Annotated in this window: 22 protein-coding genes, 1 tRNA gene and 2 other annotated features; of the genes, 12 read left to right on the top strand and 11 right to left on the bottom strand. The window is 38.9% G+C overall.

Annotated elements, in window-relative coordinates; translation table 11 throughout:
* Nucleotides 1-424 precede the first annotated feature (424 nt).
* The 5 genes from MJY40_RS10385 (at nt 425) to MJY40_RS10365 (ending at nt 5316) form a co-directional block, all read left to right on the top strand.
* Complete coding sequence (locus MJY40_RS10385; protein ID WP_317854175.1) at nt 425-712, top strand: PTS sugar transporter subunit IIB; 288 nt, start codon at nt 425-427, stop codon at nt 710-712.
* 255 nt (nt 713-967) lie between these two features.
* Nucleotides 968-2323, top strand: coding sequence for a PTS galactitol transporter subunit IIC (locus tag MJY40_RS10380; RefSeq protein WP_317854174.1), 1356 nt, complete (start codon nt 968-970; stop codon nt 2321-2323).
* Nucleotides 2324-2506: 183 nt separating this feature from the next.
* Nucleotides 2507-3019 (top strand): hypothetical protein, encoded by a 513-nt coding sequence (locus MJY40_RS10375; protein WP_317854173.1) that lies wholly within the window; start codon nt 2507-2509, stop codon nt 3017-3019.
* 131 nt (nt 3020-3150) lie between these two features.
* Complete coding sequence (locus MJY40_RS10370; protein WP_317854172.1) at nt 3151-3633, top strand: PTS sugar transporter subunit IIA; 483 nt, start codon at nt 3151-3153, stop codon at nt 3631-3633.
* Between the two features lie 213 nt (nt 3634-3846).
* Nucleotides 3847-5316: a nicotinate phosphoribosyltransferase gene (locus MJY40_RS10365; protein WP_317854171.1), complete on the top strand. Its 1470-nt coding sequence runs from the start codon at nt 3847-3849 to the stop codon at nt 5314-5316.
* 806 nt (nt 5317-6122) lie between these two features.
* Here the strand turns inward: MJY40_RS10365 and MJY40_RS10360 are convergent.
* Nucleotides 6123-6668 carry a GNAT family N-acetyltransferase gene (locus tag MJY40_RS10360; protein WP_317854170.1) on the bottom strand — a complete coding sequence of 182 codons (546 nt, stop codon included), beginning with the start codon at nt 6666-6668 and terminating at the stop codon, nt 6123-6125.
* Between the two features lie 181 nt (nt 6669-6849).
* Nucleotides 6850-7099, top strand: a binding site (T-box leader).
* A gap of 284 nt (nt 7100-7383) precedes the next feature.
* On the opposite strand from MJY40_RS10360, the gene MJY40_RS10355 reads away from it, so the two are divergent.
* The 4 genes from MJY40_RS10355 (at nt 7384) to MJY40_RS10340 (ending at nt 10531) form a co-directional block, all read left to right on the top strand.
* Nucleotides 7384-8421, top strand: a complete 1038-nt coding sequence (locus tag MJY40_RS10355; RefSeq protein ID WP_317854169.1) for an ABC transporter substrate-binding protein — start codon at nt 7384-7386, stop codon at nt 8419-8421.
* A gap of 269 nt (nt 8422-8690) precedes the next feature.
* On the top strand, nt 8691-9581 hold the full coding sequence (locus MJY40_RS10350; protein ID WP_317854168.1) for an ABC transporter permease: 891 nt from the start codon (nt 8691-8693) through the stop codon (nt 9579-9581).
* Nucleotides 9574-10347, top strand: a complete 774-nt coding sequence (locus tag MJY40_RS10345) for an ABC transporter ATP-binding protein (RefSeq protein ID WP_317854167.1) — start codon at nt 9574-9576, stop codon at nt 10345-10347. Before MJY40_RS10350 ends, MJY40_RS10345 begins: the two co-directional genes overlap by 8 nt.
* Before the next feature lie 110 nt (nt 10348-10457).
* A tRNA-Pro gene (locus tag MJY40_RS10340) sits at nt 10458-10531 on the top strand.
* 99 nt (nt 10532-10630) lie between these two features.
* Here MJY40_RS10340 and MJY40_RS10335 read toward each other — a convergent pair.
* The 3 genes from MJY40_RS10335 to MJY40_RS10325 form a co-directional block, all read right to left on the bottom strand.
* Nucleotides 10631-11566: a tyrosine-type recombinase/integrase gene (locus tag MJY40_RS10335; RefSeq protein ID WP_317854166.1), complete on the bottom strand. Its 936-nt coding sequence runs from the start codon at nt 11564-11566 to the stop codon at nt 10631-10633.
* The gene (locus MJY40_RS10330; protein ID WP_317854165.1) at nt 11553-11777 is read right to left on the bottom strand and encodes a hypothetical protein; all 225 of its coding nucleotides are present in this window, start codon (nt 11775-11777) and stop codon (nt 11553-11555) included. Before MJY40_RS10330 ends, MJY40_RS10335 begins: the two co-directional genes overlap by 14 nt.
* An 850-nt stretch (nt 11778-12627) precedes the next feature.
* A complete protein-coding gene (locus tag MJY40_RS10325; RefSeq protein ID WP_317854164.1) occupies nt 12628-12972 on the bottom strand; it encodes a hypothetical protein in 345 nt (114 codons plus the stop codon).
* A 500-nt stretch (nt 12973-13472) separates the two neighbouring features.
* On the opposite strand from MJY40_RS10325, the gene MJY40_RS10320 reads away from it, so the two are divergent.
* Nucleotides 13473-13700 carry a GNAT family N-acetyltransferase gene (locus MJY40_RS10320; protein WP_317854163.1) on the top strand — a complete coding sequence of 76 codons (228 nt, stop codon included), beginning with the start codon at nt 13473-13475 and terminating at the stop codon, nt 13698-13700.
* Between the two features lie 212 nt (nt 13701-13912).
* On the opposite strand, the gene MJY40_RS10315 is transcribed toward MJY40_RS10320, so the two are convergent.
* The 7 genes from MJY40_RS10315 to MJY40_RS10285 all read right to left on the bottom strand — a co-directional run bounded on the left by MJY40_RS10315 (nt 13913) and on the right by MJY40_RS10285 (nt 22957).
* On the bottom strand, nt 13913-15190 hold the full coding sequence (locus tag MJY40_RS10315) for a cation:proton antiporter (RefSeq protein WP_317854162.1): 1278 nt from the start codon (nt 15188-15190) through the stop codon (nt 13913-13915).
* Nucleotides 15191-15579: 389 nt separating this feature from the next.
* Nucleotides 15580-16776 (bottom strand): MalY/PatB family protein, encoded by a 1197-nt coding sequence (locus MJY40_RS10310; RefSeq protein ID WP_317854161.1) that lies wholly within the window; start codon nt 16774-16776, stop codon nt 15580-15582.
* Between the two features lie 106 nt (nt 16777-16882).
* Nucleotides 16883-17956 (bottom strand): 3-isopropylmalate dehydrogenase, encoded by a 1074-nt coding sequence (gene leuB / locus MJY40_RS10305; RefSeq protein ID WP_317854160.1) that lies wholly within the window; start codon nt 17954-17956, stop codon nt 16883-16885.
* Nucleotides 17957-17960: 4 nt separating this feature from the next.
* Complete coding sequence (gene leuD / locus MJY40_RS10300) at nt 17961-18455, bottom strand: 3-isopropylmalate dehydratase small subunit (RefSeq protein ID WP_317854159.1); 495 nt, start codon at nt 18453-18455, stop codon at nt 17961-17963.
* 208 nt (nt 18456-18663) lie between these two features.
* Nucleotides 18664-19923 (bottom strand): 3-isopropylmalate dehydratase large subunit, encoded by a 1260-nt coding sequence (gene leuC, locus MJY40_RS10295; protein WP_317854158.1) that lies wholly within the window; start codon nt 19921-19923, stop codon nt 18664-18666.
* Between the two features lie 238 nt (nt 19924-20161).
* Nucleotides 20162-21835, bottom strand: coding sequence for a 2-isopropylmalate synthase (gene leuA / locus MJY40_RS10290; RefSeq protein WP_317856445.1), 1674 nt, complete (start codon nt 21833-21835; stop codon nt 20162-20164).
* Nucleotides 21836-21913: 78 nt separating this feature from the next.
* Nucleotides 21914-22158, bottom strand: a binding site (T-box leader).
* Between the two features lie 106 nt (nt 22159-22264).
* Entirely contained in the window at nt 22265-22957 is a 693-nt protein-coding gene (locus MJY40_RS10285; protein ID WP_317854157.1) for a FadR/GntR family transcriptional regulator, read from the bottom strand.
* Nucleotides 22958-23269: 312 nt separating this feature from the next.
* Between MJY40_RS10285 and ilvD the strand changes: the two genes are divergently transcribed.
* Both ilvD and MJY40_RS10275 read left to right on the top strand, forming a co-directional pair.
* Nucleotides 23270-24937, top strand: coding sequence for a dihydroxy-acid dehydratase (ilvD, locus tag MJY40_RS10280; RefSeq protein WP_317854156.1), 1668 nt, complete (start codon nt 23270-23272; stop codon nt 24935-24937).
* Nucleotides 24938-25176: 239 nt separating this feature from the next.
* Nucleotides 25177-26226, top strand: coding sequence for a TRAP transporter substrate-binding protein (locus tag MJY40_RS10275; RefSeq protein WP_317854155.1), 1050 nt, complete (start codon nt 25177-25179; stop codon nt 26224-26226).
* The last annotated feature ends 310 nt before the right edge of the window (nt 26227-26536 follow it).

The following is a 26536-nucleotide window of genomic DNA, read 5'->3' as shown; positions in this document are numbered from 1 at the left end:
GGAAAAGGGTGTAGATAAAATACACCTTTTTTTATATGCTGATGTAGGGGATGATGTCCACATCAATCCTTTTGATATCAAAACAGGAAATTCAGAAATATATGCATAAAGTAAAGATGTAAGCAATAGTATCAAAAGTAACGTAAAAATAGGAAGAAAAAGGATAGAAATACAAAAGAGTGCAAAGTTGTTGCAAAAAAATGTACTCATATTTGTATAGAAAATGGGAAATAGCGTTGATTTTATTGTGAAATAATGATAAAATTAAATGGATTGGTAAATATGTAGGCAAAAGGTTGCAAATATATCTACTGATTGGGTTACATATGTGCTGTAAAATGATGTTTGCAGTGTGTCTGTTTCAGTTATGACTATGTATACGTATCGTATGTTGAGGCATACAAAAGAAAGGTGGAATTATATTATGAAAAGAATTCTCTTGTGCTGTGGTTCTGGTATCGCAACATCTACAGTTGCTGCAAAAAAATTGGAAACAAAATTGAATGAACGTGGATTTGCTGGCAAATTTACAACAACTCAATGTAAAGTAAATGAAATCGCTTCCAAAATTGAAAACTTTGACATCGTTGTTTCTACAGCAGTTGTAAGCCAAAACTATGGCAAACCTGTAGTACAAGGTCTTCCTTTCTTGACAGGAATTGGCATTGATAAAGTCATCGATGATATCGTTGCAAAATTGGGTTTGGAATAAGATAAGAAATAAATTTGCCGAATCAGCTTCAAAATACATAATTTAAAATCTTAGTCCATACAGTGCAGGGGGTATTGTATGGACTGTGATATGTTTTTGTAATCACAAATCTTGCGGAGGAGATGTGAATTGCAGAAAACGCAATAATACTTATTTAAGAGAATGGTTTATTTGGGCAACCTCTAACAACCTATAGCACCCATCTTGGAACTGAGGATATTAGAGATTCCCACAGGGAAAAGGAGGAATTTTTTTATGAGCATTATTTTAAGTGCAGTTAGTTTCGTATCTGGACTCGGCTCTGCTGTAATGATGGCAATCGTTGTTGCAGTTTTGGGTATCGCATTTGGTCAAAAACCAGGTGTTGCGATTCGTGGTGGTTTGACAGTTGGTGTTGGTTTGATCGGGATTACAACAGTATTCGGTCTTTTGGGCGCAAACTTGGGTCCTGCAACACAAGCTATGGTTGAAAACTATGGATTCGCTTTGGAAATCATCGACGTTGGTTGGCCTGCATCTTCCGCAATCGCAATGGCTACAAGCATCGGTGCTTTGGTAATTCCTTTGGGTTTGGCAGTTAACATCGTTATGTTGCTTACAAACTCTACACAAACTGTAAACGTTGACATCTGGAACTACTGGCATTACGCTTTCACAGGTGCTCTTGTTACAGGCGTTACTGGAAATGCAGCTTACGGTTTCATCGCAGCAGCAGCTAATATCGTAATCGTTATGGTTATCGGTGACTTGACAGCTCCTGCAGTAGCAAAATACAATGGTTTGGAAGGTATTTCCATCCCTCATGGTTTCTCTGCAGCTTTCGTGCCATTGGCATGGGTTACAGACAAAATCATCGATAGCATCCCTGGTTTGAAAGATGTTGACATCAACTTCGAAAAAATCCAATCCAAATTCGGTGTTTTGGGTGAACCAATCTTGATCGGTACAGTAATTGGTGTTGTAATTGGTCTCTTTGCTGGTTACGGCACAGCTTCTTTGGCACTTGGTATCACATTGGGCGCTGTTTTGGTATTGACACCTAAAATGGCAGCTATGTTGATGGAAGGTTTGTTGCCACTTTCTGATTCCGCATCTACATTCATCTCCACAAAATTCTCCAAACGTGGTAAAATGTACATCGGTTTGGACTCCGCAGTTGGTGTTGGTAACCCTACAACAATCGCTTTGTCCTTGATCTTGGTTCCTTTGACATTGATTCTTGCTCTTATCTTGCCAGGAAACAGAGTATTGCCATTTGGTGACTTGGCTACATTGCCTTATATGTTCGTTTTGATCTTGCCAATCTGTAAAAACAACGGTTTCAGAGCGTTCATCGTTGGTTTGGTTTCCTTGGCATCTGGTCTTTACATCGCAACTGACTTGGCTGAACTCCACACAATGATGGCAGTTGAAGCTGGTTTCGACACAAGTGGCGCAGCTTTGATTTCCTCCATCTGTGACGGTGGTAACCCACTTACATGGTTCGTAACTACAGTATCCAAAATGAATACAGCTGGTATCGGTATCTTGGTTGTAATCGCTGTTGTAATTGCTTTCTTGAACAGACAACGTATCGTAAAAGAAGCAAAAGCTATGCACGAAGCTGAATAATTGAATTGAACTGAACTAATTTGTGCTTGTAGACTTCGGTTTGCAAGCACATTTATCTATTTATGGGAAATACGATACATTGCATTGTAGGGTTGATTCACGAATCAACCGTCATAAATAGCCACGAACAAAAATTGCAGTGCTATATCGATGCAAAACAAAAGAGCCAACAAAGGAGAACCTATGAGAACATATATATATGATGATAAAATCTTTCGCAAAAAGGTAACTGTAGTGGGTGGGTTTTCCCTGTTTGTTGCGCTTTATGCAGCAGTACAGCTGATTTTGGGTCAATACTTATATTGGTTGATTTTGGTTGTGGGCATTTATCAGTTTGTGAATACCTTCATTTATATCAGCAACCCAAAAGAAGTTTCCATTGATGGGGATATGGTTTCTTTTTCATCCTATGGAAAAAACAATGTATTCCATTGGGATGAAGTGGAGTTTTTCCGTATCAAAGAAGTGGATGTACCAAACAAAATGTATGTCCGTATCATCACAAAAGATGGTAGAAAAGGACGTTATTGGATCAATTGCAAATTTATGGAAAATGGCAAAGAACTTTGGGATTATTTCTTGTTCTTGGAATATGAAAAAGAACCAGGACAATTGAAATTCCAAGCAAAAATCCCCAAAAATCCATTTGCAACAGAAGAAGTTTCTGAACCAGTGGATGCCATTGTGAAAGAGTGAGCTTTGCATTGTTGTATGTACAATGTAGGGGCGTATCACGATGCGCCCGATGGTTTTACATAAAAAATAATTTGACGATGAAAACAAGGTGATGCGGTTTGCATCCCAGAAAATATTAGGAGGATATGAATATGTCTGAAGCAAAATTGATGGGTAACATGTTTTTTAGTAAAAAATTGGTGAGAATGCCAATGGAAGGTGCAACAGATTTGGAAGTCATCGAATCTATGGCTGGTAGATTGGTGGAAGAAGGTTTGGTGAAAGAATCTTATGTAGATGCAATTGTGGCTCGTGAAAAAGTCTTTGCAACTGGTTTGGATTTGGGCGTTATGGGACTTGCAATTCCTCATACAGATGCAGAACATGTACATACAGCAGCAATGCAATTTGCAATCTTGGAAAATCCTGTGGAATTCTGTGGCATGGGTGATCCAGATACAAAAGTGCAAGTGAAATTGGTGTTTATGCTTGCAATCAAAGAAGCACATACACAAATCGAAGTTTTGGAAAAATTGTTGGGTCTTGCAGAAGAACCAGAAAAATTGGAAGCATTGGCAGCTTGTGCAACAGAAGACGAAGCATATGATATGGTTTTGAGCATTTTTGGTGCATAAGAAATCACTGTTCGCATTTGTCGGTATATGATATTTCATATTTTGTAGGGGAGGATAGTATCCTCCCTTTTTTGTGCATATTTCATTTGGGAAATTACATATCCTGACATTGAATTCTTGCATATTGGTGATAAAATGTGTATAATATAGATACTTTACAAAAGAATAAGATAATAGTGGATAGTTGTCTTCATATAAAAAGGAGCATATAGGATGAAAGAAAGAGGATTGGCACTTTTAACAGACTTATATCAGTTGACCATGATGCAAGGATACTACGCAACTGGTGGTCATGAAAAAAAAGTTGTATTTGATTTGTACTATCGCAAAAATCCAAGTGGAAATGGATTTGCAATTGCAGCTGGCTTGGAGCAAGCACTTTCTTATTTGAATGAACTCCATTTTTCCAAAGAAGATATTGCATATTTGGAAAGTTTGCAAATATTCCAAGAAGATTTCATTGCTTATTTGCGTGAATTTCAGTTCAGTGGTGATGTGTATGCCATACCAGAAGGCACTGTAGTGTTTCCAAATGAATCATTGATGCGTGTGAAAGCACCAATTATTGAAGCACAACTCATTGAAACTGCTTTGCTCAATATCATCAACCATCAAAGTTTGATTGCAACAAAGGCTTCACGTGTGGTTTGGGCAGCAGAAGGCGATGCTGTTTTGGAATTTGGTTTGCGACGTGCACAAGGTCCAGATGCAGGTACATATGGTGCTAGAGCAGCTATGATTGGTGGATGTGCAGCAACCAGTAATGTTTTGGCAGGCAAAATGTTTGATGTACCCATCAAAGGAACACATGCCCATAGTTGGGTTATGAGCTTTCCGGATGAAGTATCTGCATTTCGTGCTTATGCAAAAATATTCCCAGAAAATTGTATTTTCTTAGTGGATACTTACGATACTTTGAGAAGTGGTATGCCCAATGCAATCAAGGTGTTGCAAGAACTGCGTGATGCAGGTGAATTGCGTGGTGCTTATGGCATTCGTTTGGATAGTGGGGATATGGCGTATTTGTCCAAACAAGCAAAAAAAATGTTGGATGCAGCTGGATTCCCAGAAGCAATCATCAGTGCTTCCAGTGATTTGGATGAAAACCTCATTGCCAGCTTGAAACTCCAAGGTGCCAAAATCAATCTTTGGGGTGTCGGTACAAAATTGATTACCAGTGACGATTGTCCTGCTTTTGGGGGTGTCTATAAATTGGCAGCAGAAGAAGGTGATGATGGCAAATTTGTTCCAAAAATCAAATTGTCCAACAATCCAGCAAAGGTGACAAACCCTGGAATTAAGAAGGTATTCCGTATTTATGATAAGGTAACAGGCAAAATCAAGGTGGATGTCATTGCTTTGGAAGAAGAAACCATCGATATGACAAAATCTTTGGTGGTTTATGATAGCAATGCAAAGTGGCGTAAAATGAAATTCGATGTGGGTAGCTTTGTGGTGCGTGAATTGTTGGTTCCTGTTATAGAAAAAGGTAAAGTTGTGTATACATCACCTTCTGTAATGGAAATCAAAGCATTTTGTGAAAAAGAAAAGACAACTCTTTGGGATGAACATAAGCGTTTGAATAACCCTCATATTGTGCCTGTAGACTTGTCAGAACAATTGGTGCAATTGAAAAATCATTTGATTGATGAAATGTCTATCAAAGAACAGAAAGAAGTGTAAAATGCTATGGGTGGATGATATGTCCACCCTTTTTGTATGGTATATATGTAGTACGGGATATGCTTATAATCTGTAGTAAGGTTTACTTTGTAGGGGTGACGTTTCGTCACCCGTTTGGATGTTTATGAATTAATTTTAGGTAGGAATTTATTCAAGTTTTAAAGCATTCAGACCTTACTTTTCACTGGAGAAAAGGGGTCATCATTTTGCAAGCAAAATCACACTACGTGTGACCGCCATATCTTTGGCGGTGAGTCCAAAATCCACCACTACTTCCGAAGCGTGGAGCACGGTTCAAGGGCTTTGCAAGCCCTTAAAAATCCCCTACAAGGTGGAATAGACATGGCTATTGCTATAATTTATGGCTTGAGCATGCTTCCTTCATGGCTGGTGACGCATATTGAAATTCCTACAAATAGCAATCGTTAGGATTCCGCTTTGCGAGCAAAGGTTGAGTGGTAATCAAAAGTCATTTGTTCGCTACTTACTTTGGTTTTGAGCCAGTAATCAAGAGGTGAGGGGCTTGTCACTCACGGTCTAATCGTAGGATTAATTCTCTACATCTCTGTCTATCGGGGGGATATATAAGGGGGGTCTTGACCACCTTATAGCGTGGCTCCACGCCTTCGCAAAGAGTGGCACTTTTGGGGTACCTTTTGGTGTCAAAAGGTACGGTCTAAAAGGCTCTAACATTTGAATAAATTAAAAACTAAAATTTTGCCACTCAATTTCCTGCTTCACTACACATTATATAAATAATCTTCCATTTTGCAATTCACCAATAAAAATTTCAGAAAATAATAAAATTACAATTCTTGGAATGGAATAAATTTCTTTGGCTCACTGGTTTGTGCTGAAAGATGCTTTTCCATCCACACAACATCTTTCCAAACACCATTTTTAAATCCACATTTGGTGAAATGACCAACAGTGGTATAGCGTAGCTTTTCATGCAAGGCAATACTGGCTTCATTTGGATGGGTGATGCAAGCAATAACGGTTTCAATACCTTGTTTTTGTAAGGTATCCTCTAATTTGAACATAAGCAAAGCGCCAATGCCCCTTCCTGTATAGGCTTCATCTAAATAGACAGAAGATTCCACTGTCCAACCATAAGCGGCTCTGGATCGGAATAGGGAAGCATAGGAATACCCAACCACAACACCATTAAGCTCTGCCACATAGTATGGGAACTTTTCCAAGGTGGTGGAAATGCGACGTTCAAATTCAGAAATTGTAGGAATTTCAAATTCAAAGGTGATTTCGGTATCGGTGACATAAGGGGTGTAAATTTCCAATATTCTAGGGGCATCTGCCACAGTAGCCAGACGCAAAGTGAGTTTTTCATTCATATCAAACACATCCTTTCGTTTTTATTTAGTATACATGAAATATGGAATTTTGCAAGAACAAAGAATATTACTGTCCATGATAAAAAACCATATGTTTTCTGTGAGTAGAAAAAAGAAAGAAAAAATTCAAAAATACCCTTGACATTCTCTGACAGTCTGTTATAATAACCATAAATCAAAGAACAAACCGATGATTAAGAGGAGTAACCTTTCAGGTCAGCTTTCAGAGAGTTGTGGATGGTGGGATCACAACAGTGTGGCGAATGGTGAATGGACTTATGAGGGCGACCGAACCCATAACAATGGTAGTAGTAGTCGACGGGATTCACACCCGTTACAAAGGTGAACTGTATAATGACGTACAGTGAGCGAGTGGATGTTTTACATCAATTTGGGTGGTATCGCAGGATAATACAAGTCTTGTCCCTTTATAGGGATAGGACTTTTTCTTTTTCTAAAAAAGAATAATATGAATGAGATAACAATGGCAGGGAATGGCGTTCTCGACATCCCGTCATAAACTGCCACAAAACCTGATTGAAACAGTGTAGGGGATGATGCCCACATCATACCAAAACATTGCTACAAATAAAACGAATTTGTGTAACCGAAAGGAGAACACCATGAGAGAAAAAGAAAAGCGATGGCGTAGCTTTTGCTAACAAAACCATCATAAAATATAAAAATAATGAGAGAAGATAAAGGAGAAAATACTATGAAAAAATTTATGGCAATTACAATGACAATGGTAATGATGGCAGCAATGGTAGGTTGTGGCAGTAGCAGTAGTGCATCTACAGAAGAAGCAGCTCCAGAAGCAGCAGATACAACAACAGAAGAAGCAGCTCCAGAAGCATCTGGTGATGTTCCAGTGGTTGGTATCGCACAATATGGCGAACATGCATCCCTTGACAACTGTCGTATCGGTTTCATCGCTGGTATCGAAGAAGCAGGTCTTGTAGAAGGTGTTGACTTCACAGTGGATTACCAAAATGCTGGTTTCGATGATAACATCAATACACAAATTGGTCAAAGCTTCTCTGCAAAAAATGTAGCTTTGATGTGTGGTATTGCAACACCTTCCGCAGCAGCTTGTTATGCAGCAGCAGAAGACAAAGACATTCCAGTTGTATTTACAGCAATCTCTGATCCAGAACAAGCAAACCTTACTGCTGGTAACATCACAGGTGTAAGCGATAAATTGCCAGTAGAAGCGCAGTTGGAATTGATTCGTACATTGCAACCAGATGCAGTGACAATCGGTATCATCTACACAACAAGCGAAGCAAACTCTGTTTCCACAATTGCTGATTATGAATCATTGGTTGCAGACTATGGTTTTGAATTGGAAGTCATTGGTGTGGCACAACAAGCTGAAGTTTTGCAAGCAACAGATACATTGATTAGCCGTGGTGTTGATTGTATCAGCAACTTGACAGATAACAACGTAGTAGGCGTTTTGGCTTCCACATTGGAAAAAACAAATGATGCTGGCATCCCAGTATATGGTAGTGAAGTGGAACAAGTAAAATTGGGTTGTGTGGCATCTGCTGGTATCGACTACTTGGCACTTGGCAAACAAGCAGGTCAAATGGCAGCAAAAATCTTGACAGGTGAAGCTTCTGCTTATGATATGGATTATGAAACAGTAGAAGAATGTTACACATACATCAACTCTGAAGCATTGGCAGCAATGGGTATGGAAATTCCAGCAGAAGTTGCAGAAGTTGCAATCGAATCCAGCGAAGCATAAATTGTAGGGGATGCATTGTATGCATACCGACGTGGATAACCACAATATTTGAATATCATGTAATTGTAGGGCAGGTGTAGGGAACAGTCAAGACTGTTCCCTACACCTGCCGTTTGGTACGTTTAGAGAAATGGATACAAAACAACAAAATGCTATGTAGGGGTGACCCTATGTAATTACTCGTTAATAACACAATTATGCAAATGTAGGGCAGGGGCTCTGCTCTTGCCGTCAATATCACAATATTATAGTAGAAAGAGTGAAGAAAAATGGTATACGTAGAATTGTTGGTGAGCACACTGACGCAAGGTTTGATTTATGCACTGTTGTCCTATGGTGTGTATATTACATATAAAATTTTGGATTTCCCAGATTTGACAGTAGATGGTAGCTTTCCTTTGGGTGCAGCGGTTACAGCAGTGATGATGATTGGTGGTATGAATCCATATTTGGTACTTGTGGTTGCAGCCATCATTGGTGCAGTTGCAGGCTTAGTAACAGGTCTCATCCATGTGAAATTGGGTGTACGTGATTTGCTTGCTGGTATCATCACCATGACAGGTTTGTACTCCATCAATTTGCAAATTGCAGGCTCCAATATGCCAATTGATCGAAGCATCGACACCATATTTACAGCAGCACCAACCATGATGCTATTTGGCGATATGTCTTTGATGCATCGTAAATTCATTGTGTCTATTATCTTGGCAGTGATTGTGAAGTTGTTGTTGGATTTGTATTTCAAAACAAAAAGTGGCTTGTTGTTGCGTGCAGTAGGTGACAATGATATTTTGGTTACTTCTTTGGCCAAAGACAAAGGTACTGTGAAAATCGTAGGTTTGGTCATTGCAAATGCATTGGTTGCACTTTGTGGTAGTGTGGTCTGTCAAGAACAACGTACCTTCTCCAGCACAATGGGTACTGGTCAGGTGGTATTTGGTTTGGCAACTGTTATCATTGGTACAACCCTATTCAAACGTATGGGCTTTGTAAAGGGTACTACAGCTGTTATGGTGGGTAGTATAGCTTATAAAATCTGTATCCAACTTGCCATCAACTTTGGTTTGCCAGCAAACTTATTGAAATTGGCAATGGCAGTGTTGTTCCTCATCGTTTTGGTCTTGGGGGATAGAAAGAAAGGTGGTGCTTCCCGTGCTTGAGTTGAAAAACATTAGAAAAGTATACAATCCTGGTGAAGTCACTGAAATGTGTTTGTTTGATAATTTCAATTTGACTGTAGATGAAGGTGAATTTGTTTCCATCGTAGGAAGCAATGGTAGTGGTAAAACTTCTTTGCTCAATATTATTTGTGGTAGCATTCCCATTGAAGGTGGAGAAATCCTCATTGGTGGTAAAAATATTGCAAAAATGAAGGAACACAAAAGATATCAAACCATTGGACGTGTGTATCAAAACCCAGCTGTTGGAACTTGTCCAAATTTGACAATGCTTGAAAATATGTCCTTGGCAGACAACAAAGGGAAATCATTTGGTTTGAGTTTTGGCATCAACAAAGCTCGTGAAAACTTCTATAAAGACCAACTTTCCATTTTGGGACTTGGCTTGGAAGATAAAATGCAAGTGAAATTGGGTGCTTTATCTGGTGGTCAAAGACAGGCAGCATCTCTCATTATGTCCACATTGACACCAATTGAATTTTTGATTTTGGATGAACATACAGCAGCACTTGACCCCAAAACAGCAGAAATCATTATGGAATTGACTGGCAAAGTGGTCAAAGAAAAGAAATTGACTGCAATGATGGTTACACATAATTTGCGTTATGCTGTGGAATATGGTGATAGATTGCTTATGATGGATAAAGGTCATGCAGTGTTGGATAAAGGTGCTGAAGAAAAGAAGCATATGCAAGTGGAAGATATCTTGGATGTGTTCACTTCCATCAGTATTGAATGTGGAAATTAAGCAAAGTAGAAATGAGGGTAGGACTGGTTCCTACCCTTTTTATGATTACAAAACCACCAAAAAAATATTGACTTTTTGAGTCAAAAGCAGTATAATATAAAAGCTGTTAACGGGACGTGGCTCAGCTTGGTGGAGCGCTACATTAGGGATGTAGAGGTCGCAAGTTCAAATCTTGTCGTTCCGATGTAAAAAAGGTGGTTCTACCTAATTGGGCACCCTATCACATGTAAAATAGGTTTATAATTGCCATCCCACCAAGGCGGTACAGGTCGCAACTGTACCGCTATTTATTTGCAACGAACAGCAACTCGTTCATAATTTCAGCTGCTTTCAAATCATTCTCCTCGAGGAGATGTAAATAAATTTCTGTAACCTCAATTCCAGAGTGTCCAAGACGTTCTGAAACTGTTTTCAAATCAACACCATTGGAGAGTAGAAGAGTAGCGGACGTGTGTCGCAAAGAGTGCAAAGGCACGTGATCAATTGAATTTCGTTTCAAAAACTTACGCCACCAATTGGATGGACTGTCTGGATGCAGAGGGTCCACACCGCCAAAGACAAAAAAGTCACTAGTCCATCTAATACCATTTTGTAAACAAATCTTTCTTTGATGCAACTTCAACAACTTCAACAGCTTCAAAGTAGTGACAGAAAGTGTCACAGTGCGACATTTACCGCTTTTGGTAGGCTTTAAAATCGATTTTTGGTTCTTGGCTTTGTAAATTGAGTGTGATATACTCAACTTATGAGATTTTAAATCAGTCCAGCGTAAGGAAACTAGTTCACCACGTCTAGCTCCTGAATCAATGGCACAAGTAACAAATGCATGCCATCTAATGGGCTCAACTGTTAATTTCCTATTCACGTAAGCAATTTCTATACTGGAAAGTATGGATATTGCTTTTTTATTGCTCTTAATAGGCTCTATTCTTCCTTTGGCGGTGGGATTGGTGGTTATAACGTCCAATTGATGCATTTTGTTCATAAAGCAACGTAGCACAGCGTAAATACGTTGAATGGTGCTAGGTGCATAGTTACTTTCATACAGCGAAGTAATAAACAACTCAACGTCAAGAGAACTTATTTCTGCAAGGTCCATATCACCAAAACGAGGAATCAAAAACCGATCAACAATATCTTTGTAGCTGTTCCAAGTGGAATCTGCAACACGGTTACGCTTCAGGTCTAACCAGGTGTCAAAATAATCAACTGTTTTCATTCAATTTACCTTCATTCCTAGCTTTAATCAAATCTTGTTCCAACAGGTACCTAACATAGCGGCTACGGCTTTTAAAACCACGAGCACTAGCAAGACTATCCACTAATTGCATTGAACCTTTAGGCATGAACGTAGTAATGCGGTCATAATAACGCTTTTCATATTCGTGTTTTCTTCTATGTTCCTTTTGCTTTGCTGTCAATTCATCCATGATATACACCCCCTTTCAAAAACTGGTAATGACACAACCAGAATATACCAAAGTTTACAAAAATGCAAGAAAAATCTAATAAACTTTACAAAAAACCACAAAAAATGGTATTTATTCGACAAAAATACACGAAAACTGAATATTTTCAGCAAAAAAAGACTAGTTACTTGCTTCTGGTGGCTGGTACCGCCTGTTTTGGCAGCTGAAAAACCCTTTTCCAACAAACCAAAACAGGCTAGATAGTGGCAAACGTCAATTTAATTCGCAAAAGCCACTTTTGCGAATAAATTGCCTGTGAAGGTGGTAGCGGTGCAAGTGAAACCCTATTGTGGCATAATCCATGTGAAAAGCTGTGAAAAAGGTTTTTCCATAGCTTTTCACATTCAAAGTGTGGCTATATCGGGGAACTAGTTCGCAAAACACCTTGGAGTTTTGCGAACTAGTTCCCCTCAAAGGGATGATAGGCGGTTCTATGCTTATTTCAGGCTTACGCCAAATAAAAAAACCACCAGACCAATTTGTCCAGTGGTTTTATTACAATGTTGCCACTGCCCACCTCATGCACATGATGCCAAAGCAAAACAGGGGCATTTGACACGGTGCGTAAATGCCCCTGAATGCTATTGATCATCATTTTTGGATGTGGTGGTCAGCTGGCCAACATTTGGGCTTGCTGGTAGGTGGTTACTGCTTCCAAAGATGTTAATTAAGGCGATAGCACTACAGATGCTACCGCCTGATTCCATGTTCTGGGGCTACAACACGTAGTAAAGGCTGGGAAGCGTACCTTGACTACGTATAATGCTGTGGATAACTTATACATCTGTCTGTGGATAACGAACAAATGTTCTCATTTGTCCACGTACCAGCGATTACTAAAGCGGTAAATATTTGGAAGCCTTAAATTCTTACGGTTGGATACTTCATCAATGAAACCAGCGTCTATAAGTTCCTTCTTTGCTTTAAAAAATGTGTTCTTTGCCATCAATTTTGAATACTTCGATACGCTGAACTCAAATTCTAACTTTCCACCTGCTTCTAAACGCATGTAAGAATAAATAACCTTTGCATTTGCAGACAATTCTATATATCTATCATGTAGCATGATACTATTTCCAAGGCGGATATATCTATCTTCTATTCCACCAGCTTTGGAAGATTCCCATGCTTTAAATGGCGTTCTTTTAGATGCCACTGTATCACCTCTTTGTCTATTTTGCTATTTTTAACACAAATTTTTATTTGGCGGTTCAAAAAATGAACCAGCAAATACCCATATTGGTTCAAAAATTGAACCAGTGAAGCGAAAAAATGCGATTTATACAGTTCAAAAATTGAACCGCTAAACCCTTAAAAAGCCTGTAAAACCGTTGTCATTTGGCTATTTTGCACAGTTCAAAAATTGAACACATATACTATATATAGCCATATAAGGGTTTTTAAAAAAGGTTTTAAAAAGGTCTTAAAAGTCTTGAAAAGCTCTAAAAAATTCTGTAAAATAACCCTATAGGAAACCACCGTTACATTAGGGATGTAGAGGTCGCAAGTTCAAATCTTGTCGTTCCGATATAAGCAAAATGTCTGATTTTTCTATATGAAATTTCAGGCATTTTTTGTATATGCAAATGCTTTTGTAGACACTGGAGTATATCAGGAGGTAGCTATGGAATTGCAAAGAAGAATTACAGAAATCAAGTGGTTTTTGAAAACGAAGCAAAAGAAGTTTTAGCAGAATTGGATTTTGTCATAGAAGGAGAATCCCTTGCAGTGAATCGCACTATGGTAGATCCATCTTTACGAGGACAGGGTATTGCAGCACAGTTGATGGAAGAAATTTATGCCTATGCAAAGGAAAAAGAAAAAACAATTAGACCTGTTTGCACATATGCAGTAACTTGGATGGAAAAGAATTCTGAAAAATAAGTCTCAATTAAAGATAAAAGGGCTTTTATATCTTGTAGGGTACGCATTGTATGCGTACCGAAAGTGAAATGCATACAATGCATTCCCTACATAATTAAGATATGTTCATGTATGTTAGGTCTAATTAAGTTTAATTGGGATAAAAATAAAATATGAATTATGGCAATAGAAAAGCGTTGTACTGATGTGATGTCAATACAACGCTTGTTTTTTTATATTTTACTATGAGTTTGTGAGAATTGACGCAATCGTTCTTGTATTTCATAGTTCTTAGCAAAGCCATCATCATCAATGGTTGAGATCATATCTGGGTCTTTCTTATATACGATTTTCAAAAGAATCGGTGTGATTACAGTGGTGATTACAACCATAATGACAATTGGACCAATGAAATCGGAGCCCAATAAGCCAAGAGCAGCACCTTTGCTGGCAACAATCAAAGCAACTTCACCACGAGAAACCATACCTACACCGACACGTTGGCTTTCATATGTTTCCAAACCACAAATCTTTGCACCAACACCACAACCAACAATTTTGGTCAATACAGCAACAACAACCAGAACCAAGGAGAAAGCAACAATGGTACCTGTCATTTCTGGCAATGCAACCTTCAATCCAATGCTTGCAAAGAATATAGGTGATAAATATAAATAAGACAATACATCAAATTTTGCAGCAATATAATGGGATTTCTTGGTTCCAGAAAGCACCAAACCAGCAATGAAAGCACCAGTAATATCTGCAACGCCAAACAATTCTTCTGCACAATAAGCCATCAACAAACAAAATGCAAAGGCAAACACAACATGTCGATGCAATTCACGATGTGCCAATTCACTCCACCAGCTATACAATTTGTAGAAGCAAACGCCAGCAACAGCAGCAAACAAGAAGAATGCCAAAATCTTCAAAAGCACAAACACAATGTTAACAGAGGAATCGGTAAAGCTTGTGATGACTGTTAAAGCAACAATACCCAAGATATCATCAATGATGGCAGCACCTAAGATTGCGTTACCAGATCTGGTTTTCAAACGTCCAAGTTCTTTCAAGGTTTCTACGGTGATGCTCACAGAAGTTGCAGTCAAAATCACACCAATGAACAAGTTTTGCAGGAATAGAGTACTGGAAGCATCAGATGGAATACGATCTGGTTGATTGAAATACTGTGCCACCAAAAAACCGCCAATCAGTGGAACCAACACACCACACAGGGCAATGAAAAAGGACGATTTGCCACTTTCTTTCAGTTCCTTGATATCTGTTTCCATACCAGTAGAAAACATCAAAACCACAACACCCAATTCTGCTGTAATTTCAATGAAATCATTGTTTTGGATGACACCGATACAAGCAGGACCAAAGACCAAACCAGCCAACAAAGCACCAACCACCTGTGGCATATGGAACTTATTGGAGATGATGCCCAAAGCCTTTGTAGTCAGTATGATAATCGCCAAATCAAAAAGAAAACTATAACTTTCCATAGGAACACCTCACAATGAATATACTATATAATAGGAAGTAATATCTTAAAGCTCATTTATAATAGTACTTTTTTTATGATTTGGCAATGGATTTTTGGATTCTAATTTATTCAGGAAAGATAGCATAAAATGTCTTGAAATATGTGTATTTTGAACCAAAATTAAGAAGAAAATGCATATGTTTTGGTAAAAAAACAAGAAGATTTTCTGTGCAAATGAAAAATAGAAAAAGAACTATCTATTATATCTAGTTTCTTGTGAAGAAAAAAAGAAAAATTCTGTAGAAGATAACAAAAAAATGACGACTTGTATGTCGTCATTTCCTGTTTTATATATGTAGTTTGTTTGCATCATTTGACCTTAATCTATGAAAGACTGAGTAGAAGGGCTTATTTCTTAGAATTTACAGATTCACAAATACGTTTCAAACCTTCTGCAACAGTGGCTTTTGGACAAGCCAAGTTCAAACGAATGAATCCATCTGAGTTTTGTACAAACATATTGCCACCTTCCAAAAGAACACCTGCTTCATATGCAAAGAACATGGTCAAGCTTTCTTCTGGTGTGAAGTATGCGTTTAAATCCACCCAAGCCAAATAGGTTGCTTCTGAAATGCGATATTTTGCTTTTGGTAGATGTTCTGCCAAATATTCACCTACAAATTTGAAGTTTTCGTCCAAGTAAGCAGACAATTCATTGAGCCAAGGTTCACCTTTTTCATAGGCGGCTTGTGCAGCAACAATGCTTAGAGGATTGTCAAAACCATAGTGACGCTCTTTCCAAATTGCACGTAAGCCCAAATCACGAATCAAGATATTGGAGAACATAAGCCCAGCAATATTAAAGGTTTTGCTAGGTGCCATTGCAGTGATCAAACGAGTATAGTCAGGCATCACTTTACCCATAGGAATATGTTTCAGACCTTTACGCAACAAATCACAATGGATTTCATCGGAAATGATCCACATATTGTTTTTGGATACGATATCTGCAATTTTTGCCAATTCTTCTTCTGTCCAAACACGACCACTTGGATTGTGTGGGTTACAGAAAATCATCAAAGTTGTTTTCTCATCAGCAGCTTTTTCTGCCAAATCATCAAAATCAATGGTGTAATACCCATCTTCACAAACCAAATCACAACAAACAGCTTCTTTGTGATTGAAATCAGCAGCATATTTGAAGTATGCATAAGAAGGGGTTAAGAACAACAGCTTTTCGTCTTCTTTGCAAATATATTCCACCAATTCATAAAGAGCTGGAATGATACCATTGGAAGAAAACAAATCAGAAGCATCGAAAGTCCAATCATAACGACGTTTGCACCAAGAAGCAAATGCGTTGTAATATTCATTTCCAAATAGGCTGGTGTAGCCAAAAATACGTCTATCCAAGCGTTCTTTCATAGCATCAATAATTACATCGGGTGTTGCAAATTCCATATCAGCAACCCACATACGGATAAATTCTTCATCTTTGAATGGGAATTGCATGGTTTCGTCTGCGTGGAAGATATACCCACGGAAACCATCTGTGTTCAGTGCGTTGGTATGGGTTCTGTCAATGATTTCATCAAAATTATACATAAAAAAACACCTCTTTCTCAACGATACAACAACATGTTCTATACACAGCAGTATAACAACATATGTTTTTCACGTCAAGACAAGAGGTGTTTGATTTCGTACAATATTAGATACGAGCCAAGATTTCTGCACCCATTTCTTTGGTACCAACAGCGATCATACCTTCAGAATAGATATCACCTGTACGATAGCCAGCTTCCAAAACAGCAGTCACAGCGTTTTCAATTGCTTCTGCTTCTGCACTCAAATGGAAGGTGTATTGCAACATCATTGCCACAGAAAGAATTGCAGCAACAGGATTTGCTTTATTTTGTCCAGCGATATCAGGCGCAGAACCGTGGATTGGTTCATACATACCTTTATTTGTGCCATTGAGACTTGCAGATGGCAACAAACCAATGGAACCTGTAATCATACTTGCTTCGTCAGAAAGAATATCACCAAACATGTTGGAAGTTACAATGACATCGAATTGTTTTGGATTTCTAACCATTTGCATTGCTGCGTTGTCGATGTACATATAAGAAAGTTCCACTTCTGGATAATCACTTTTCATTTCTTCAGCAACTTTTCTCCAAAGTCTGGAGGATTCCAAAACGTTTGCTTTGTCTACACAACAGAGTTTTTTGCCACGTTGCATAGCCACTTCAAATGCATTTTTCAAAATTCTGGAAATTTCCATTTCGCTGTATGTTTCTACGTCATATGCTTCGTTGCCATATTTGCCTTCTCGATAGCCACGTTCACCAAAGTAGATACCACCAGTCAACTCACGTACAATGAGGATATCCAAGCCACCTTCTACGATTTCAGCTTTCAAAGGGCAAGCATCTGCCAAAGCATCGTAGATTTTAGCGGGACGTAAATTGGAGAACAAGTCCAATTCTTTACGCAAGCCAAGAAGTGCTTTTTCTGGGCGTTGTGCATTGGCAACATTGTCCCATTTAGGGCCACCAACAGCACCCAACATAACCGCATCAGCAGCTTTGCAAGCATCCAATGTAGACTCAGGCAAACATTCGCCATAAGCATCGATGGCACAACCACCAGCCAAAACTTCGTTGAATGTAAATGTATGACCCCACTTTTCGCCAATTGCGGTCAAAACGCTCATAGCTTCTTTGGTTACTTCTGGGCCAATACCGTCACCAGCAACCACTGCAATGTTATAATTTCCCATAAAATCAACCTTTAACCCTTTCTTTTGTTTGTTCTACCAAACCACCAGCAGCCATAATTGCTTTCATAAATTCTGGGAATGGTTGTGCTTGGTAAGTTTTGTCTTTTGTGATGTTTGTGATGATACCGCTATCGAAATCAACGGATACTTCATCACCATTTTCAATGTCATTGGCAGCTTCATCGCATTCCAAGATAGGCAAACCAATATTGATTGCGTTACGATAGAAAATACGAGCAAATGTAGTAGCGATGACACAGCTGATGCCTGCACATTTGATGGCAAGTGGAGCGTGTTCTCTGGAAGAACCACAACCGAAGTTTTTGGTTGCGACAATGATATCGCCTGTTTTTGCTTTGTTTACGAAATCTGCATCGATGTCGATCATGCAGTATTTTGCCAATTCTTCACCGCTGGATACGTTTAAGTATCTTGCTGGGATAATAACGTCTGTATCTACGTTATCGCCATATTTGAAAACCATGCCTTTTGCGTTCATAAATATCCTCCTTAAAAGATAAAGACCGTGGGCTTTGCCCACCACCCACCAACCTTTATAATTGCGGTCAATGTACATTGACCGCTGTGTCTTATTATTTGTGTTGTCTAATTGTTAGCCTATAAAATAATCGGGTCAAGGGATGAAATCCCTTGCGGATTGTTAAGGCAGAGCCTTGACGGTTTTGCTTTTGATCTTGCTTTTGACCTTAAATATTTCTAGGGTCAGCAATTTTACCAGCGATTGCAGAAGCAGCAGCAACAGCAGGACTTGCCAAGTAAACTTCACTTTCTACGTGACCCATACGTCCTACAAAGTTACGGTTGGTTGTGGAAACACAACGTTCGCCAGCAGCCAAGATACCCATATGTCCACCAAGACATGGACCACATGTTGGCATAGAGAAGATCGCACCAGCATTGATGAAGTCCTCAACATATCCAAGCTTGATGCAATCCAAATAGATTTCTTGTGTTGCTGGAATGACAATGGTACGTACTTTTTCGGCAACTTGTTTGCCGCGAAGGATATCAGCAGCAATCTTCATATCATCCAATCTACCATTGGTACAAGAACCAATAACCACTTGGTCAATGATGACTTCGCCAACTTCACCAATGGTACGTGTATTATCAGGCAAATGAGGGAAAGAAATAGTTGGTTCCAATGTGGACAAATCAATAATGATTTCTTCGTCATATTCAGCGTCGTCATCAGCTTCAAATACTTCATACGCTTTGGTAGCATGTGCTTTTGTGTATGCGAGACAGGCTTCATCTACAGGGAAGATACCATTTTTTGCACCAGCTTCAATCGCCATGTTTGCAATTGTAAAACGATCATCCATGGTAAGCTCTGCAATGCCTTCACCAGTAAATTCCATAGAACGATACAAGGCACCATCCACACCAATCATACCAATGATATGCAAAATAACATCTTTACCACTGACATGAGATTGTTTTTTGCCAATGACATTGAATTTGATTGCAGAAGGTACTTTGAACCATGCTTCACCAGTAGCCATACCAATTGCCATGTCTGTGGAACCGATACCTGTGGAGAAAGCACCCAAAGCGCCATATGTACATGTATGAGAATCGGCACCAATGATTGCTTGACCAGGAACTACAATCCCTTGTTCAGGAAGCAATGCATGTTCGATACCAGCTTTACCAACGTCAAAGAAGTTTTTGACACCCATATCGTATGCAAATGTACGACAGCTTTTACATTGTTCAGCAGCTTTGATGTCTTTGTTTGGTGTGAAGTGATCCAAAACGATAACCACTTTTTCTTTGTCGAATACTTCAGAAGCGCCTGTTTTTTGGAATTCTTTGAGGGCAACAGCAGTGGTGATATCATTGCCCATTACGATATCCAATTTTGCTTGAATCAATTGTCCTGCTACAACAGAGTCGAGACCTGCTTTTTTTGCAAGAATTTTTTGTGTCATTGTCATACCCATGATATATTCTCTCCTTATATATAGTTATATTGAATTACCAAAATTATTTTGTAGGGGGTGATGCCACATCAACCCACCATACAATTTTCATAAAACCAAAGATTTTAGTCACTACACGGGCAACCACATAGGGCAGCCCCTACAGAATGACAGGGGATTTTCAGATGTAATTGTAGGGGTTGGCGTCCTCGACGACCCGCCATACAAGTACCATTATAAATAGTAGATTCTTCAAAAATCAATCTTCTTTGGTCAACAACATTTTGTTGATGGTGCTGACAACTGCACGCAAGGAAGATCTGCCAACACTGGAAGATGTACCAGCGCCAAAGAAGCGTTTGCCATTGCCATCTTTTGTTTCAATATAAGAAATGGCTCTGGAATCGGTACCCAAATCCAAAGAGTGACCACGATAGTTCACAATGTTGATGGAAATATCCAACAACTCTTCCATACCATGGCAGAATGCAGATACAACACCATTACCTTCACCTTCAATGAAATGAGTTTCTTCATTATAAATAACTTCTGCTTCGATTGCCAAAACATCACGTTCTGCATCCACAGTTTCTGTACGATATTGTACCAAACGAATTGGTGTACGAATATCCACATATTCTTTTTTGAAGATTTCGTAGATGCTTTCTGGACTGAGTTCAGATTGCATTTCGTCAGAAATTTGTGTGATCACAGCACCAGCATCTTTTTGGAAGGATTTTGGCATAAACAAAGAATAATTTTGTTCCAAGATAAAGGTTACGCCACCTTTGCCAGATTGGCTATTGATACGGATGATTGGATCGTAGGTTCTACCCACATCCATAGGATCCATTGGCAAGTATGGTACGCCCCAATATTTTGGTTCGCTTTTCATACGTTCCATACCTTTTCTAATTGCATCTTGGTGGCTACCAGAGAATGCAGTGTAAACCAAATCACCAGCATATGGATGACGTTGTGGTACAGCCATTCTTGTGGAACGTTCGTAAATTTCAATGATATCATCAATGTGGCTGAAATCCAATTCTGGATCAATGCCTTGTGTGTACATGTTCATTGCCAATGTCAAGATATCGGAGTTACCTGTTCTTTCACCATTGCCAAAGAGCGTACCTTCGATACGATCAGCACCAGCCATAAGACCCAATTCCGCAGCAGCAACAGCAGTACCACGATCGTTGTGTGTATGCAAGCTGACAATGATGTTTTCACGGTGTTTCAAATGACGACACATGAACTCAATTTGGTCAGCATACACATTTGGTGTGCTCATTTCTACAGTTGCAGGCAAATTGAAGATGATTTTGTTGTCTGGAGTTGGTTCCCAAACTTCAGTCACTGCATTGCAAATTTCAGCAGCATAGTGCATTTCAGTGCCTGTGAAACTTTCTGGTGAATATTCAAAGGTGAAATTGGTTTCTGGATAGTTTTTGGACAAATCCTTAATCAATTTTGCACCATAAACTGCAAGTGCTGTGGTTTCTTCCATAGAATTGCCAAAGACCACGTCTCTTTGCAAAGTGGAAGTGGAGTTGTACAAATGGACAACTGCATTTTTGCAACCTTCCAATGCTTCAAATGTTTTTTTGATGATATGACCACGAGATTGTGTCAACACTTGGATGGTTACATCATCAGGAATCAAGTTTTGGTCAATCAAAACACGAGTAAACTCATATTCTGTTTCAGATGCAGCAGGGAATCCAATTTCAATTTCTTTGAATCCCATTTTTACAAGAAAATCAAAGAATGCAAGTTTTTGATCCAATCCCATTGGTGTTTCCAAGGCTTGGTTGCCATCACGCAAGTCAACGCTACACCAGCTGGGTGCTTTGTCGATGGTTTTGTTTGGCCATGTACGGTCTGTCATTGCCATAGTTGGATAAGATTGATATTTTGTATAACGTTCCATATTCATAATGATTCTCCTTTTTTCTTTTGATTTTTACATAAAAAAATCTCTCATCACATTTCCAAATTACACAACTTAGAAAGAGATGAAAGACTAAAACTTCCACGGTACCACTCTTATTCGTCAAAAGACGCACTCATTAGGATACAAACATATCCAATTCCCGATAACGGAGGAAATTCCGAAAATACCTAGCCACTGATTTCAATGGGTTCAGCATTCTGCTCCAAGGCGAGTTCTGTTTTCATCTACTGTTGATTCCCACCATCCATCAACTCTCTGAAAGTTTCAAAAAACGTACTATTCCTTTTCAATGCATTTATTTAGATACAATTTCTGTATTCACTGTATCAAAAAACATCTAAGGTGTCAAGTAAAATATTCATTATTTTGTGTATACATTTAGTGGGCGTTGCCCAACACGAACAATTAATCTTTCAAATCATTGATCCCTCGTGTCAAATGATATTGCATAGCAAGAGCTGCACCATCTGCATCCTTAGCCAAAATAAATTTTGCAATACTTTGATGATAGGTCATTGCATTGTCAATGGATTTGACATCAGCACCAATTTGTGTAGAAGTTACAATTGAATCACGAACCGCATCAGCAAGAGATGGCATAATGTGTTTCAAAATTTCATTGTGGGATGCAGTTGCAATGGCAATATGAAAGAATTGATCTTCTTTGATGATTTCTTCTTGCTTGCAATGCTCCAAACTAGCCATACGGTTGGCAGAATCTACAATGGCTTGCAATTCTTCTTCAGAACCATTTTTGATGGCAAGTCGAATTGCAGAAGGTTCAATCATTTGTCTAAATTCAAACCAGCTTGCAACCAATTTCACTTTATCCTTTAGATATTGCAAACCAAAGGAATTGGAATCTTCTTCTGTGGTATTGGAAACAAAGGTTCCACTGCCACGCTTGATGGTCAACACATCTTTTGCAGCCAATAGTTTGATGGCTTCTCTTAAGGAAGAACGACTGACACCCAATTGTGCAGAAAGCTCATGTTCATTGGGCAAACGTTCACCGAGTGCGTATTTTTTCTCCAAAAAAATCATATCTTCCAATTGCTTGGCGATGACTTGTGATTTTGGAATAAATTCTGTTTTCATCTGTACACCTTCTATTCTAACATAATTTATGAAATCAAGTTGAATTGTGTTGTTTCCTAATAAATGCAATTGCATAAATCGGTGAAACGAAACACAACCTCAAGTTGTCATACCAATTATATAGTCAAAATGTAAAGTTGTCTACATTTTTTTGCAATGTATTCAAAAAACTTTTGAAACACATGTAAAATATAAAAAATGGTATTGACATTTGTACAAAAAGGGGTATAATTTCACTTAAGACTTTTTAGTGGTCAGACAGATTACAGAAAAATATTACATTTGAGTACATAATAGAGGAGTGTGTAAACTATGCGTAGTGACGCAATGAAAGCTGGTGTGGCAAGATTACCACATAGATCTCTTTTCAAAGCAGCAGGGCTTTGTGATGCAGAATTGGAAAGACCTATGGTTGGTATTGTCTGTGCAAAAAATGAAATTATTCCTGGACATGTGCATTTGGATACCATTGCAGAAGGTGTCAAAGCTGGTGTACGTATGGCTGGTGGAACCCCATTGGTATTTCCAACCATCGGTGTTTGTGATGGGATTGCAATGGGACATGCAGGTATGAAATACTCTCTTATTAGTAGAGAACATATTGCAGACTCCATTGAAATTATGGCAATGGCACATCCATTTGACGCTTTGGTATTTGTGCCAAACTGTGACAAAATTGTTCCTGGTATGTTGATGGCAGCTTTGAGACTCAACATTCCATGTATTTTTGTCAGTGGTGGTCCAATGATGCCTGGTCGTTTGGTGGATGGTACAAAAGTAACACTTTCAAATGCATTTGAAATTGTAGGTGCAATTGGTAAAAAAGATGTAACAGACTTCCATTTGAAAGATATGGAAAACAATGCCTGTCCTGGATGTGGTTCTTGTGCAGGTATGTTTACAGCAAACTCCATGAACTGTATGACAGAAGTTATTGGTCTTGGTTTGCCTGGCAATGGTACCATTCCAGCAGTTTCTGGTGAACGTGTACGTTTGGCAAAAGAAGCTGGTATCAAAGTTATGGAATTGTTGGAGAAAAACATTTGTCCAAGAGATATCGTAACAGCAAAATCTCTTTCCAATGCACTTCATGCAGATATGGCTTTGGGTTGTTCCACAAATACAGTGTTGCATTTGCCAGCAGTAGCACATGCAGCAGGTGTACCAATTGACTTTGCAGAAATCAACAAAATTAGCAAAGAAACACCTCATCTTGTAAAACTCAGTCCAGCAGGTCCAGATGCTTTGGTGGATTTGAATGCAGCAGGTGGTATTCCAGCAGTTCTCAAAGAATTGGCTGATTATGGTTTGTTGGATACAGAAGTGATTACATGTACAGGCAAAACACTTGGTGAAAACATTGCAAATGCTAATATTTGGGACAAAAATGTCATTCGTTCCAAAGAAACAGCATATTCTCCTGATGGTGGTTTGGCAATTCTTTGGGGTAACATTGCTCCTGATGGTGCAGTTGTCAAAAAAGGTGCTGTGCTTCCAGAAATGTTGAAACATGAAGGACCAGCGAAAGTATACAATAGTGAAGAAGAAGCAAGTGCTGCAATCAATGCAGATGAAATTGTACCTGGCGATGTAGTGGTAATTCGTTACGAAGGTCCAAAAGGTGGCCCTGGTATGAGAGAAATGCTTGCACCAACAGCAACATTGGCTGGTAAAGGCTTGGATAATTCTGTTGCTTTGATTACAGATGGTCGTTTTTCTGGTGCATCCAAAGGTGCTTCCATTGGACATATTTCTCCAGAAGCAGCAGCTGGCGGTATCATTGGTTTGATTGAAAATGGCGATAGAATTGCAATTGATATCTTGAACAACAAATTGGATTTGCTTGTTTCTGATGAAGAATTGGCAAAACGTCGTGAAACATGGGAACCAGTCATCAATGAAGTACCTGATGGTTACCTCAGACGCTATAGAGAAATGGTAACCAGTGCAAATACAGGTGCTATCTTCAGACAATACTAATTAGACTAAGGGCTAATGGTGAATGGTGAATGACTGAAAACCGCGGGTCGATGTGGGCATCACCCCCTACAAAAGCAAATTCATTTAATATGTAGGGGCGTATCACGATGCGCCCGTAATATATAACCACAATGCAAGTAGGGCGGTGGCTTGCTGCCGCCGAACAAACAATTTGGTAATATCCTTACAAGGAGTAAGGTGTTATATATAACAACTCAATTTAAGGGAGGAAATGTAGTATGAAAAAATATGTAGGTAAAGTAGCAGCAGTTATGGCAATGACAATGGTATTGTCTGCTTGTGGGGGTAGCAGTGCAACAGAAAGCGCAGCTCCAGCAGCAGATAGCAGCAGCGATGCAGCAACAGAAGTGGCAGCAGATGCAGTTGTCATCAAATTGGGTACAACAGTAAATGAAGAAGATAGCTTCCAAGTAGCAGCAGAAAAATTTGCTGAAATCGTAGAAGCAGAAACAAATGGCGCTTATGTTGTAGAAATCTATCCAAATGGTACATTGGGTGATGAAAGAACAATGCTTGAAAGTATGCAAATGGGTACACTTGATATGGGTATCATCACAAGTGGTCCTTTCGTAAACTTTGTTCCAGAAATGGGCGTTTTGGATATGCCTTTCTTGTTTGCTAGCAACGAAGAAGCATACAAAGTATTGGATGGCGAAGTTGGTCAAGAATTGTTTGGCTTGATGGAAGGCGTAAACCTCAAAGGTTTGTCCTATGCAGAACGTGGTTTCCGTAACTTGACAAACAGCAAAAAAGCAGTAGAATCTCTTGATGATTTGTCTGGTTTGAAAATCCGTGTAATGGAAAATGAAGTATATCTTTCCACATTTGAATCTTTGGGCGTAAATGCAGTTCCAATGGCATGGTCTGAAGCTTTGACAGCATTGCAACAAGGTACTATCGATGGTCAAGAAAACCCTGTAAACGTTATCTATTCCTACAAACTTTGGGAATCTCAAGATCAACTTACAATGACTCGTCATACATATGCATCCGCAATCATGACAATGAGCTTGGCTAAATTCAACTCTTTGCCAGAAGATGTACAAACAATCTTTGAAGATGCAGCGCAAGAAGCAGCAGAATACGAAAGACAATGGATTGCTGATGGTGAAGCTGAAATGTTGGCAGAAATCATTGCAAATGGCGTAACTGTAATCGAAGATATCGATATGGACGCATTCAAAGCAGCAGTACAACCTACATATGATGCATATGGAGCAGAATATGCTGATTGGATGGCAAAAATCGAAGCAGTTTTGGCTGAATAAGAAATCGAATCAAATGACACTGTGTCATTTATGAAATAACAATATTAAATTTTACAATTGTATGGCGGTGGCTTGCTGCCGCCATATACTTATTTATTAGGGTAACACTGCACAACCCTCCATCACAACCTTTGCGGTTTATTTTCCCATCATCCTCACCAAAAATCCTCATCGATATTTCCGATATCGCCTACGGTTTTTGGAAATTATGATGAAAAAATCTACTTGCAAATTTTGCAATTAGGGCTATGCAGTATTTCCCTTGGAATTATACTTTTGTTTTTTAAATGGGAATACATATTTAGGGAGG

Source organism: Chakrabartyella piscis (assembly GCA_030067835.1).
In the GTDB taxonomy this organism is placed as follows: Bacteria; Bacillota; Clostridia; order Lachnospirales; family Anaerotignaceae; genus Chakrabartyella; species Chakrabartyella piscis.
This window is presented reverse-complemented; position numbering and strand designations above follow the sequence as displayed.